Source organism: Rhodospirillales bacterium (genome assembly GCA_016712595.1).
Taxonomy (GTDB): domain Bacteria; phylum Pseudomonadota; class Alphaproteobacteria; order Rhodospirillales; family Defluviicoccaceae; genus Defluviicoccus.
Genome location: JADJQT010000001.1, coordinates 318,393 through 330,427 on the forward strand (window position 1 = coordinate 318,393; position 12,035 = coordinate 330,427).

General features: G+C 60.3%; 12 protein-coding genes. 7 read left to right on the top strand and 5 right to left on the bottom strand.

All coding sequences use genetic code 11. The features are described 5' to 3' along the window. Nucleotides 1–100: 100 nt before the first annotated feature. Together IPK66_01415 and argB are read left to right on the top strand one after the other, a co-directional pair. Nucleotides 101–952 carry a response regulator gene (locus IPK66_01415; protein MBK8173990.1) on the top strand — a complete coding sequence of 284 codons (852 nt, stop codon included), beginning with the start codon at nucleotides 101–103 and terminating at the stop codon, nucleotides 950–952. Nucleotides 953–1,125: 173 nt separating this feature from the next. Then, the gene (gene argB / locus IPK66_01420) at nucleotides 1,126–2,037 is read left to right on the top strand and encodes an acetylglutamate kinase (GenBank protein ID MBK8173991.1); all 912 of its coding nucleotides are present in this window, start codon (nucleotides 1,126–1,128) and stop codon (nucleotides 2,035–2,037) included. 157 nt (nucleotides 2,038–2,194) lie between these two features. Here argB and IPK66_01425 read toward each other — a convergent pair whose 3' ends face one another. Next, nucleotides 2,195–3,877 carry an EAL domain-containing protein gene (locus tag IPK66_01425; GenBank protein ID MBK8173992.1) on the bottom strand — a complete coding sequence of 561 codons (1,683 nt, stop codon included), beginning with the start codon at nucleotides 3,875–3,877 and terminating at the stop codon, nucleotides 2,195–2,197. Between the two features lie 121 nt (nucleotides 3,878–3,998). Between IPK66_01425 and IPK66_01430 the strand changes: the two genes are divergently transcribed. Then, nucleotides 3,999–4,751 carry a pyrimidine 5'-nucleotidase gene (locus IPK66_01430; GenBank protein MBK8173993.1) on the top strand — a complete coding sequence of 251 codons (753 nt, stop codon included), beginning with the start codon at nucleotides 3,999–4,001 and terminating at the stop codon, nucleotides 4,749–4,751. 102 nt (nucleotides 4,752–4,853) lie between these two features. Here IPK66_01430 and IPK66_01435 read toward each other — a convergent pair whose 3' ends face one another. Together IPK66_01435 and IPK66_01440 are read right to left on the bottom strand one after the other, a co-directional pair. Continuing rightward, nucleotides 4,854–5,216, bottom strand: coding sequence for a hypothetical protein (locus tag IPK66_01435; GenBank protein ID MBK8173994.1), 363 nt, complete (start codon nucleotides 5,214–5,216; stop codon nucleotides 4,854–4,856). Nucleotides 5,217–5,360: 144 nt separating this feature from the next. Next, complete coding sequence (locus IPK66_01440; GenBank protein MBK8173995.1) at nucleotides 5,361–5,882, bottom strand: alkaline phosphatase family protein; 522 nt, start codon at nucleotides 5,880–5,882, stop codon at nucleotides 5,361–5,363. 266 nt (nucleotides 5,883–6,148) lie between these two features. Between IPK66_01440 and dapD the strand changes: the two genes are divergently transcribed. From dapD to IPK66_01455, 3 genes are all read left to right on the top strand, one after another. Further along, nucleotides 6,149–6,991 (top strand): 2,3,4,5-tetrahydropyridine-2,6-dicarboxylate N-succinyltransferase, encoded by an 843-nt coding sequence (gene dapD, locus IPK66_01445; GenBank protein ID MBK8173996.1) that lies wholly within the window; start codon nucleotides 6,149–6,151, stop codon nucleotides 6,989–6,991. Between the two features lie 78 nt (nucleotides 6,992–7,069). Next, nucleotides 7,070–8,236, top strand: coding sequence for a succinyl-diaminopimelate desuccinylase (dapE, locus tag IPK66_01450; protein ID MBK8173997.1), 1,167 nt, complete (start codon nucleotides 7,070–7,072; stop codon nucleotides 8,234–8,236). Then, nucleotides 8,230–8,793 (top strand): hypothetical protein, encoded by a 564-nt coding sequence (locus IPK66_01455; GenBank protein ID MBK8173998.1) that lies wholly within the window; start codon nucleotides 8,230–8,232, stop codon nucleotides 8,791–8,793. Before dapE ends, IPK66_01455 begins: the two co-directional genes overlap by 7 nt. Before the next feature lie 16 nt (nucleotides 8,794–8,809). Here the strand turns inward: IPK66_01455 and IPK66_01460 are convergent, their stop codons facing one another. Together IPK66_01460 and truA are read right to left on the bottom strand one after the other, a co-directional pair. After that, a complete protein-coding gene (locus IPK66_01460; protein MBK8173999.1) occupies nucleotides 8,810–9,838 on the bottom strand; it encodes an SHOCT domain-containing protein in 1,029 nt (342 codons plus the stop codon). Between the two features lie 216 nt (nucleotides 9,839–10,054). Further along, nucleotides 10,055–10,792: a tRNA pseudouridine(38-40) synthase TruA gene (gene truA, locus IPK66_01465; protein MBK8174000.1), complete on the bottom strand. Its 738-nt coding sequence runs from the start codon at nucleotides 10,790–10,792 to the stop codon at nucleotides 10,055–10,057. Nucleotides 10,793–10,939: 147 nt separating this feature from the next. Between truA and IPK66_01470 the strand changes: the two genes are divergently transcribed. Beyond that, the gene (locus IPK66_01470; GenBank protein ID MBK8174001.1) at nucleotides 10,940–11,986 is read left to right on the top strand and encodes a hypothetical protein; all 1,047 of its coding nucleotides are present in this window, start codon (nucleotides 10,940–10,942) and stop codon (nucleotides 11,984–11,986) included. Nucleotides 11,987–12,035 lie beyond the last annotated feature (49 nt).

Genomic DNA, 12,035 nt, shown 5'->3' on the forward strand with positions numbered 1-12,035 from the left:
GACGTATTAAGGGAACGTCGAGCCGAACGGATGTAATCTCCGGCGAATGCGATCGGCACGCGGTATTGGGGAAAAAAATCCTATGTCGTGGAACAAAATAGTGCGCGTGCTGGTGGTTGAAGATAACCCGACCGATCGCATGATCCTGGAAGATGCTTTCGCTGATTTACAAGATTGCACTTTTGAATTGACGCGTGCGTCGCGGCTCTCGGAGGCGATCCGTTACGTCGAGGTCGCGGGCTTCGATACAATTCTGTTGGATCTCGGTCTTCCCGACTCGCAAGGCGTTGAGACATTTCAAAAACTTTATGAGTACGCATCGGACACGCCCATTCTCGTTCTGACCGGCCTGGACGACGAGTTGGCAGGAATTGAAGCGATGCGGGGAGGAGCCGAGGACTACCTCCTTAAGCGAGAGATGCGCTCACCGGTACTGGGTCGAGCCATACGGTACGCAATCGAACGCAATCTGGCGCGCAACCTTCAGGAAAACGCACGCCGGCAGGAAGAGCAGGAGCGGGAGGTTCGCGGGATTGAACACATCGCACGCCAGGGGACCGCCATCGCGGAACCGGGCACGTGTGACGGGGTGCCAATCAAAGACGCCTACCCAGAGGATTTTAATCTGATTGTCGAGCACTACGGGCACCTGTTGGACGAGTCGCTCGACACCAGAGCAATCAAGACTGAAAACTGGCGGGAAAACATACACGCGTTATGCGGACAGCTTGCCGGCCTGCGCGCCGGGCCGCGTGATATCATCGAAGTTCATGCAGCCGCGATCGGCGGAAAAATGTCGGGTGTTACGATCGAAAAAGCCCAGGCCTATCTGGAAGAGGGGCGTCTTACCCTTCTTGAACTGATGGGGCGTCTCGTCAGTTTCTACCGGAAGTCTTACGACGGTCCGCGATCGGGATCGGTGCGTCTGGCGCAATCGAAACGTGTGCGGTAAGTCGGCGCGGATCGGCTGCCGATACGAAAGTGCGTGACTTTCTGGAGAAAACGTCACCCCGCGTTTGGCAAATCTATTTCAGAGGCGAATGCCCGATACGTTCGGAAAAATAGCGCTGGTATTCTGATCGCCGCCGCTTAAAGTCCGGCGCCATGCACGGAATCACGAACGATATGACGAGCGATCAGAGCCTTCCTTCGAAGGAAGAATGGCTGGCGAAAGCACAAACTCTTTCTGAGGCGCTGCCGTTCATGCGCCGTTATGCAGGCGCCACCTTCGTTATCAAATACGGCGGCCACGCCATGGGCGAATCGAACTTGTTTCGAACATTCGCCCGCGACATCGTGCTGCTGCGCCACGTCGGCATCAATCCTGTCGTGGTTCATGGCGGGGGCCCGCAAATTGGCCGCATGCTCGATCGCTTGAAGATCAAAAGTGAATTTGTTGACGGCCTGCGCGTCACCGACAAGGAGACCGTCGAGGTCGTCGAAATGGTCCTTGCCGGTTCGATCAACAAGGAAATTGTCTCGGCGATCAATGCGGCTGGGGGATTCGCCGTCGGCCTGTCGGGCAAGGATGGCAACCTGATCCAGGCGCAACGGCTACGCCGAACCAAGCGCGATCCCAATTCGAATATCGAGCGCATCCTCGACCTCGGCCTTGTGGGCGAACCGAGCGAAATCAATCCGCATATTCTGGAGTTCTACGAGCGTTCGGACATCACCCCGGTGATCGCGCCCATCGGTATCGGTGCTGCCGGGGAGACCTTGAACATCAATGCCGATACCGTGGCAGGTGCCATTGCCGCTGCGGTTGGTGCCAGGCGCCTGCTGATGCTGACCGACATCGAGGGGGTATTCGATAAGGACGGCAAGCTGATTCAGGAGATGACGGCGGTTCAGGCGCGGCGATGGATGGCTGACGGCACCATCCGTGGCGGAATGATTCCCAAGATCGAGACCTGTCTCGACGCCGTGGGCAAGGGTGTCGAAGGCGCCGTCATCGTTGATGGCCGCGTGCCGCATTCCATTTTGCTCGAGTTGTTCACCGAACATGGTGCCGGCACCCTGGTCAAGGCGGGCTGACGCGGAAAAACGGACCCCTCGCGCCACCCTTTCGTCGTCGCGCTTGCAAGGCGAGACCGACATAACGCGCCTTTGCCGGTTATCCCAGGCGCGTGACCTGTCTTTCGGCCGGTTTAATCACCACGGATGCGCCACAAACAGGAGTGGCGGACGGCAGTCAAGCCCGCGCCTTAAGCAGCGGACTCTTGCGCTTGAAGGCGGCAATGTCGGGCGATGGTTGCCCGAACAGATAGCCTTGAACGAGATGCACGCCGCATTCGCGGACAAAGCTAAGCAACGCGTCGGATTCGATCATCTCGGCGACAGTGATGACGCCGATCTCATGACACAGCCCGACCAGAGCCTTAAGGAAAGCCTTGCCCTTGTGGGCTTTTTGCGCGTTATGAATCGCCAGTCCGTCGATTTTGACAATATCGACCTCGAGCGTCGCAAGGTATTGAAAGTTGGCCGCGCCGGCACCAAAGTCGTCGAGGCAAACCTTGATACCCTGCTGGCGCAGCCTCTGGATAAAGTTGTTTGCCGATACAAGTTCGGTGATGCGCGAGGATTCGGTAATCTCAAACAACAGGCGACCCCGAAGCCACGGGTTTTCGCTGAGCAGGCGATCAATGCTCGCAAGGTACGGCGTTGAGTTGATCGACTGACCTGAAAGGTTGACGGCGATGCTCACATTGCTGTTCATCGTGGTTTTTTGACGTAACCAGTCGACGGCCTTGCGCGCCATCGCCAGATCGAAATCGGTGATGACCCCCGTCGCCTCGGCAAAGGCAATGTGTTCGTAGGCTGATCCGAAGCCATAAGAATCGCTGAAGCGCGCGAGCGCTTCGTAGTGGTGAACGACACTCGTGCGCGCATTGACAATCGGCTGGAAGACGATATCGAAGTCGGCCTCGGCGACGATCTTTTGCATGTTGTTCGCCGCCTCGATTGCTTCTTGCGCCAGCAGTGAGATACTGGCGCGAAACTTCTCTAAGGATCGCTTAGATGCGCCGCAATGACTGATGGCATAGCTGATAGCCTGAGCCGCTTGGGCTGCGTCAGTCGCGTCGTTTTCAAGGGTGATCGTCGATGTTTCAATATCGAGGCCGCGTTTCAGCGGATCGACCTCGCGAGTGAGGTTGGCGATGTCCTCCTCAAGGCGGGAGAGGTCGAGCTCACGGTCGTGCAGAACGCTAAAGCGTCCCGTTGACAGGCGGGCGGCGGCATCGCCGCCGAGCGATGCTTGGCGCAAGTGTTCGCCGAGGACAGCGAACAAGTGATGCTCGGCGGTCTCGACCAACCGTTTTTGCAGACACTCGAAGCCAGGCAAGGTAATTAATGTCAGTTGTGTATCGTCTTTGTGCGACGTCTCCGTGAGGTGATGGGCGACCATGTCGACAAAATCGCGATCACACGGCAACCCGCTAACTTCGTCTCGCGCGATATCGGCGGGGCGGCGGGGCAGTGTCTTGCCGGTGTGCCGTCGCAAGCTGAAGAAATAGTGCCCGTTCAGGTCCGGTAACTGGTAACCGGAGACGCTGAAACAAGCCGACCCTCCTTCGGTGGTCGCGAATAGCAAGGGAGCGCTGTCAATGCGCCGGCCGCGCCGGGCATTGGCCATCAGTTCACGCAGAACGGCGCGCTCGCTGGGCACGGTGAGCTCGAAGATCGAAACGCCAATGATCTTATGTAGGGGGCGCTTCAGAAGCGACTCGGTGGCGCCAGCCGCATAGGCGATACACCCGTCGCTGGCCAGCTCAAACAAAATTTCGGCCGCGGAGAAAGCGAGAGCGACGAAACGATCGCGATCGAGACGAATTGGGTCAAGCGCTTTGCCGTGGAAATCAGAGGATAATGTCATGTGTCAATCCGCCTCGGGGCACCGTTCGCGACCTTCCGATATTAGGCGGGCGAGGTAGAGAAAAAGTTAATCTTCACCTCGCGCCTTGCGCACTGATGCGAGAGAGGGCACGCTCTGCAACATGAACGAGGAACAGCGTGCCTGCGGCGGCAACGAGCGGTCTTCCATCGAAACCGGTCAGAAGGCGACGTCAGTCGTCGCGCCAATCTCGCCCCTCCGCGACGCTGACGCTTGGCTGTTCGATCTCGACAACACCCTCTATTCGGCATCGATCGACCTATTCAGCCAGATCGACGCACGCATGCGCGGCTATATCGCAGAGCTGCTTGGGGTTGATCAAGACGCGGCCTATGCGCTGCAAAAGCAATATTTCGCCGAATTTGGCACCTCGATGCGCGGTCTTATGGAGCGGCACGGCATGGATCCGGCTGCGTTTCTGGACCATGTGCATGATATCGATGTCAGCGTTCTCGCGCCCGCCGACGCACTCGGGCGGGCTCTCGCCGCGTTACCCGGACGAAAGATCGTCTTTACCAACGCGTCGACCGCGCACGCGGAACGTGTCCTCAAGCGTCTGTGCATCGATCATCATTTTTGCGGGGTGTTTGATATCTTTGCCGCCGACTTCCGCCCGAAGCCTGAACCCGACATCTACCGCACCGTGGTTGAGCGACATGCGATCGATCCGCGCCGATCGGTGATGGTCGAGGACATGGCACGCAACCTCGCCCCCGCGGCGGCGATGGGCATGACGACGGTGTGGGTGCGCACAAATTCGGAATGGGGCGCTGTGGGCGCCGATGCCGGCTATATCCATTTTATGGTCGATGACCTCGCCGAATGGCTCACCGACGTCGCCGACGGAACGATTTGAGCATCGGCACAGCGCATCGGCCCCGAACCTGACACGGTTGCGGGCAGTGGTGCCCGGCGGTGCAAGCTGCCGGGCGTCGTGGCCAAGCCACTGTGCCTGGCATCAAGGTGCGGGCTTTTCACCCGATTTGCGCTCGTACTTATCGGCGTTGTCCTCGGACGTAGCCCCACCCTTATCCATGGTTGAATCGAGGGGTTTGCTCATCTTCTCCGCCGGTATTTGCTGTTGAGGTGCTTTCGCATCGCCAATCCCTGTGCCCGTATGCGGAGCGGTTCCTTGGACATTGTCTTTGTCCTGGGTGGTCGAACTGCTCTCCGCAGCCATCACCAACGATCCGTTTGATTCGGCGAGGGCGCTGCTCCCGATCCCTCCTGCTGCGATCGCAGCACCAGCGGCGAGGAAAAGCGCCGCCCTGATGTTTGGTCGTGACTTCATTGTAAACTCCCGCAGTTTGTTCAACGACACTTAAGGTAATCCCGCAAACGGCAAACGGTTCCGCGGGTGCTGGCAAATCACAGGCTCAAAGGAAGTCGGTTTCAGCCGGAAATACCGTTCGTGCCTGCGACATGTGAGCGTTCGAGACGCGGACGGTTCCGGACAAATAAGGGGTTAGTTGCGGAAGATCTTGCTTAACACCCGACCATCGACCGTTGTTTCCGGCTCGACACCGAGGATGGACATGATCGTCGGCGCAACATCGATGTTACGCACCAGCGCCATGGTTTTATTCACCTTGATCTTCGGTCCGGCGGCGCGCAACGTCACCCACAACGGTTCGGCTGTCGGCGTTACGCTCGGACCCAGGGGGTCGATGTCGTAGCCGCCGATCGGTGCCGCGAAACCGCTGATGCTCGAGGCGATGCTGGCCCCGACGGGGTGGAAGGTATTGCCGGGGATATCGTTGTGAACCGCACTCGATCCTGTGGCGATGGTGATATGCGAAACCGTAGTCAGCGACGGTGTGGCGGTAATATTCTGCCGCGCGGAAACGCCGCGCCTGCGGATGATGCCAAGGCCGCTGTGGCGCGACATCGCGTCGCTATCGAGAAACGCGCTGATCAGGTCGGGCTGCGCACCGTCGAGTGATATCAGGATAACTTTCGGCGCTTGCTGGGCCGCGGGCTTGCCGATGCCTTGGTGTCTTCACCGGCGGAAGCAACGACCGGCAGCGATAGCAGCGTTGCGGAGACAAGACTTGGGGTCAGCGCTTTAATTAATGATCGGCGTTTCGACCTTGGCGTCACTCCTCCTCAAAGAGGCCGCGAAGGCGGGTATGCATAGCAGGGGGGCTTTACGCCCGTGTGACGGCTGGGCGCGGCGGATCGTTGACACCGCCGGCGTGCTTGCGCATGGTCGGCATCCATGTTTCCCCATCGCCATTTGGAAGGCCGCCAGCGATGTCTCTCGACCTGCAAGCAACGATCGATGCCGCCTGGGAAAACCGAGAGTCGATCGGCGCGGCGACAAACGGTGTCGTGCGCGAGGCGGTCGAGGCAGCGCTGGAGCAACTCGATTCCGGCCGCGCGCGCGTCGCCGCGCCGGACGATGAAGGGGGCTGGCGGGTGCAGCAGTGGCTCAAGAAGGCCGTCCTGCTCTCCTTCCGCCTGAACGATTCAGTGCCGGTCGCGGGCGGTCCGGCTGGCGCACCCTGGTTCGATAAGGTTCGCCCAAAATTCGAGGGATGGGACAAGGAACGGTTCCGTGCCGCCGGTTTTCGCGCCGTGCCCAACTGCACCGTGCGCTATTCCGCTTACGTTGCCCCCGGCGTAGTGTTGATGCCCTGCTTTCTCAACGTGGGCGCCTACGTTGGCGAGGGCAGCATGATCGACACCTGGGCCACGGTCGGATCGTGCGCGCAGATCGGACGCAACTGCCACATCTCCGGTGGCGCCGGTATCGGCGGCGTGCTGGAGCCGCTGCAGGCGGATCCCGTTATCATCGAGGACGACTGCTTTATCGGTGCTCGGGCCGAGGTGGCGGAGGGGGTTCGCGTCGGCCGGGGATCGGTGCTGTCGATGGGGGTTTACCTCGGCGCGTCAACCCGCATTGTCGATCGGACGACCGGCGCGGTGCACTATGGCGCGGTTCCGCCATTCTCTGTTGTCGTCTCCGGGACGATGCCGGGAAAGCCCCTGCCCGACGGCACACCCGGCCCCGGTCTCTATTGCGCGGTTATCGTCAAACGCGTTGATGAAAAGACACGCGCCAAGACGTCAATCAACGACTTGCTGCGCGATTAGCCCTGGCGCCGGCGCGTTGCCGTCCCACAGAATGCCGCCTTTCGGGTTTGTCTCGCCGTCGCAGGGGCTAACGTGTCCATCATCGTCGACCCACTTGAACTCAGCCGGGCGTTGATCCGCTGCGCCAGCGTTACCCCCGCCGATGCCGGGGCGCTGGGCATATTGCAGGACGCGCTCGAACCGCTCGGTTTTTCATGCGAGCGCATGCGCTTCGAGCAGGACGGAACGCCGACGATCGATAATCTCTACGCGAGGCGTGGCCGGTCGGGGCCGAATTTCTGCTTTGCCGGGCACACCGATGTAGTTCCACCGGGCGACCTCGCCGCATGGAGTGTTGATCCATTCGCCGCCGAGGTCCGAGACGGCCGTCTTTACGGTCGTGGCGCGGCCGACATGAAGGCCGCCATCGCCTGCTTCGTTGCCGCCGTCTCGCGATGTGTTGTTGGGCACGACGGAACGCTCGGGTCGATCAGCCTGTTGATCACCGGCGACGAGGAGGGGCCGGCGGTCAACGGCACGCGCAAAATGCTCGAATGGCTGAACGCCCGCGGGGAGCGGATCGATGCCTGTCTCGTCGGCGAGCCGACCAATCCGGATGCGATCGGGGACATGATCAAAATCGGCCGGCGCGGCAGCCTCAACGCCGAGATTACGGTTGTGGGCGTACAGGGGCATAGCGCCTACCCTGAGCGCGCCGACAATCCAATCCCCCACCTGGTGCGGATGCTGGCGGCAATCGACGCAACCCCCCTCGATCACGGCACGCCGCACTTTCAGCCGTCAACCATCACCTTTACCTCAGTCGACGTCGGCAATCCCGCGACGAACGTTATTCCTGCCCGCGCCAGGGCGCGTCTCAACGTCCGTTTCAACGACAGCCATACCGGCAAGAGCGTTGCCGAGTGGCTCGAGAGGCAATGTGCCGCCGTGTCCGATCGTTTCCAGTTAGCGTGGGAATGTTCGGGCGAGGCTTTTCTTTGCGCTGAGGGTCTTCTCAGCCATGTGGTCGCGGAGGCCGTGCGCAAAGCGAGCGGGCGTGAGCCAGATCTCAGCACCACCGGCGGCACCTCAGATGCCCGGTTTATCAAGGCCGTCTGCCCCGTGTGCGAGTTCGGCATGGTGGGCGATACGGCGCATAAGGTCGACGAAAACGTCGCGGTTGCCGATATCGAGGCGTTGACACGCATCTACGAGCAAACTCTGCTTCTTTTCTTTGCCGAGAGCATCGAAAGCGCAGCATGCTGAGCGCCCGCGAAATCTTTTTATCGCTTTATGGCGTGTGGAGACTGGCACACCTCGACAGCGGTGGTCTCGCCTTCTTCAACCGAACACCAAGCGGCGCCTTGCGCTCGTTCGTGGTGGCGGGGTTCGTCGCGCCGGTTTACGCGCTTGATGTCTTCGTCGGGTTCCGTACCGGACAGAAGGTCAGCGTCGTGCCGTACGCGCTCGTCGAACTGATCGCGTACGTCATGGCGTGGGTTGCCTATCCCGTTGTCCTCGAAGCGCTTTCAGATATCCTTCGCTGTCGCGAGAATTTCGAGGAATACCTTACCGCGTACAACTGGTCGATTGCGCTGCAAAACCTCATTTTCGTACCGCTCGATCTCGTGGTCATGCTGCGCTTGGTGGGCCCGGATACCGGTCAGGCCCTGTGGCTCGTCGCCTTCCTGGCGATGGGTGGCTTTCTTTGGTTCATCGCCCGCAACGCGCTGCGCGTGCCGCCGCTCACCGCCGCCGGGCTCGTTCTGCTGGACGTTCTTTTGAGCGTGCTGATCGATGGTATCGCCGCGCGATTGTACTAACCTCGCGGCTTTTCGATTAAAGCCGGCTCAGCAATTCGGTTTTCTTCGCGGTAAACTCATCTTCGGAAAGAATGCGCTTATCGCGCAGTGCGGCCAGGCGCTCGATCATGGCGAAGATGTCGTCACTCTTGCTCATGGCTTGCTCCGGTTTTCCCGGCTCCAGACGGGTCTGCTCCGCCGGTGCCGCAGCGAACGCCGGCGCGTCCGGCTTTGGCGCAACATCCATCGCCGGTGCCCCGGCGACGATGTCCGTCTCCACGGCCGGCTCGGCGCGGTTCAAGTCCATGCCCGCGGCGGGAGGCGGTTCTGCGGGCAGCTCGTCACGGGCAGCAAGCGGCGACGCCGGTGTTTTCGCGCGTGCCGGTTCGGCCGTGTTTCCATCGCTGGGGTTGCTGACGACCGGCAGATCGGTTACGCGCACCAGCCCGAGTTGACTGGTGAATGTCAGCGATGCGTCGCCGCTTTGCTGCTGCGAGACACCCGAAATCCAATGATCCCCGGTATTATAAACCGTCACGCGACCGCCGATGTCGATGGCGAGACGTCGGGAATCGGGAAAGTAGGCGTAGCGGATGTTATTCTGTCCGCCAGTCGACGACGGTACGCCGAGATCGCCCGGCCACCACGTTCCGAAGCTGCCGCTGTCAGCCACATAGAGGCTGACATCGCCGAAGCGGGTCGTGCCAAAGGAAGATCCACCGCCCTGAGACTGTCCTTGGTAGGAGCCGGTACCTGCGCCCTGGTATTGCGACTGACTTGCCGCCGGAATCGAGGCAAACGGCTGTCGGCCGATCAGATCGGATAATTCTGAGCAGAGGCCATCGACTTTTGCTTTCAGCCCATGATTGAACATATCGCCAACCATGGTCATTCCGCCACGCGACCATTGACCCATGCCACCGAGATCGGGATGACTGAATTGCGCCATTGTCCCACCCCCCGCGACCAGACTCTCCAGCAATGTCGTTACGGCATCCGTGCTGACGGCGTAGCGTCGCGCGAGATCGTCGACGACTTGCTGCCCTTCGGGGGTCAACTGCCGCATTGTCCGCTCTCCCTTTTGGCGAGGTCATTTAGTTGCTGGTTCACGCCATCTGGCCCGCGCGATTTGGCCCGGTCGCCGCCGGCCCACGCACTCACGAAGAGTGATATACGCGAAGATTGCGCTGGCGCCTCCATCTGTTTTCGTCTGGCCCGGGGGCGTTGGCCAGCGACCCGCGGCCCGCGTGGTCTGATCGGCGCGACGCACCGGCCCGGTGCATCAATAGCCGACGCCGGCAAGAGAAAGGCCCTGGGGTGGCGCCGTGGGGCCTCCGCGCGTGCGATCGCACGCCGCTAGCGCCGCGGCGACGTCGTCGGCCGTCCACTTTCCATCTCCGACGCGTGCCAGCGTGCCGGCGATGATTCTCACCTGGTTGTGCAAGAATGAACGGGCGCGCGCCTCTATGTGAATTTCGTCGCCCTGCCGACGAACATCGAGCAAGGACAACGACTTTACCGCCGTGCGGGCCTGGCATTGGGTTGAGCGGAAGGTCGAAAAATCGTGATGGCCCTCCAAAACGCGCGACGCTCGGACCATCGCGTCGGTATCAAGCGGTTTCGGGATCCACCACACACGCCCGCGCTCCAGGGCGGGAGGCGCGGGCCGATTGAGAATGCGGTAAAGATACTTTCGCTCGATCGCGGAAAAACGCGCGTGGAAGGTTCGATCGCACGGCTCGGCGGCGAGCACGACGACCGGCAGGGGCTTGAGGTAAAAATTTATCGCATCACGCACCGTCGACGCCGCAGCCGGCCGGGCAAGGTCGACGTGGGCGACCTGCGCGGCCGCGTGCACGCCGGCATCGGTTCGCCCCGCTCCATGAACGACGAGACGCTCGTTGCAGAACCGGAGCAAGGCGTCTTCGAGAACCTGCTGAACGGACCTCCCGTTGTCTTGGCGCTGCCAACCAACGAACGGTGAGCCGTCATATTCGATCGTCAGTCGATAACGAGGCACGGGACGGCCTGCGCAAAGGGTGCGGCCGCCGATGCCAGGCGTCGTCCGCATGCATACGAATTGTAAGGAATTGCTGGCGTATCCTTCGCCAAGCGCTGAAAGCTGACGCACGAGCGCGCGCCGCAGGCCGGGCTTGGGAACATCCAAATGAAAGAAACCGCGGTCATTGAATCCAACATTCGCGACATCGATCGCGACTCCCTCTATATCCTGCCGCTGGCGATCATTCCGCTTCAGACACCGGCATTGACACGCGCGCGCCTGATCAAAAACGTGCGTCTCGATAGCGTCATCGAACTCTTCGAAGACGCGAAATGCGGCTCCGGCCAAATCGGTATCGAGGACCTGCCGCACCAGTTTGGCTGGCGCGATGTCGGCATGCACCCGGACCTGTTGATTATGCGCAAGCTGGCACAGCTGCCGAGCTTTGATGTCTACAGCCTGCGCATCCTGCTGCGCCAGCACAACATTCCGGTGAACGATTTCAGCGCGCTTCGTCTCTCAGACACCAAGAATAAGGAACTGACCTCCTACATGGTGGCGTTCACCCGCCCGCTAATCGCCAATATCTATGGCGATGCAGACGTCTCGATTCGCGGATTTGAGGATATCATTGCCCTTTTTCGTGATCCAAACATCAGCAAAGCACTAGAAAAACTGCGCATGATGGCGGCAAAACTCGAAGTCAAGCTTGAAGATATCCCAACATTTCTGGAAGACTACGGGGATATTTTCTTGTCATTATCTTACTATCGGAGCTGTCTCGACCATATCGAGCCGCTCGTGACCGGCTTTCTCGAATGGCTCGACGAACTGCGCAAGAGCTGGCCAGTCCAGCGCGATCAGAATATCAACGCGTCGTGCCGGATGATCGAGGAGACGATGAACGCGACGATGCTGGCGATCACAGGCCGGTTCGAAAGCTTCGATCGCAGCACCAAGGATCTTTGGGATCATGTCTCGGCCGACCGGTTCCGCAAGGTGGAGACAATGATCAAAAGCTATCACACCACAATTGGCGGCGTGTTGTGCGCGTTGACGGTAAAGATGGAGGCGTGGGCGCGAACCTTCTCGCACAAAAAGGCGGGCGGGCCAGCGAAACGCGCTGAATTCATCATGACCAGCATGCGCCAGGGTATGGAAAAGATTCAAAACATTGAGGATTCGGCACCGGCGCTCACGCAACTCCGCTGATGCTACTCCAGCGTGGCCCGAACAGGGAGAGGCACCCGGACATCCGTAT

Coding starts and splice junctions, on each gene's coding strand:
- argB (MBK8173991.1), top strand. CDS start 1,126: ATGACGAGCGATCAGAGCCTTCCTTCGAAGGAAGAATGGCTGGCGAAA.
- IPK66_01425 (MBK8173992.1), bottom strand. CDS start 3,877: ATGACATTATCCTCTGATTTCCACGGCAAAGCGCTTGACCCAATTCGT.
- IPK66_01430 (MBK8173993.1), top strand. CDS start 3,999: ATGAACGAGGAACAGCGTGCCTGCGGCGGCAACGAGCGGTCTTCCATC.
- dapD (MBK8173996.1), top strand. CDS start 6,149: ATGTCTCTCGACCTGCAAGCAACGATCGATGCCGCCTGGGAAAACCGA.
- IPK66_01455 (MBK8173998.1), top strand. CDS start 8,230: ATGCTGAGCGCCCGCGAAATCTTTTTATCGCTTTATGGCGTGTGGAGA.
- IPK66_01460 (MBK8173999.1), bottom strand. CDS start 9,838: ATGCGGCAGTTGACCCCCGAAGGGCAGCAAGTCGTCGACGATCTCGCG.
- IPK66_01470 (MBK8174001.1), top strand. CDS start 10,940: ATGAAAGAAACCGCGGTCATTGAATCCAACATTCGCGACATCGATCGC.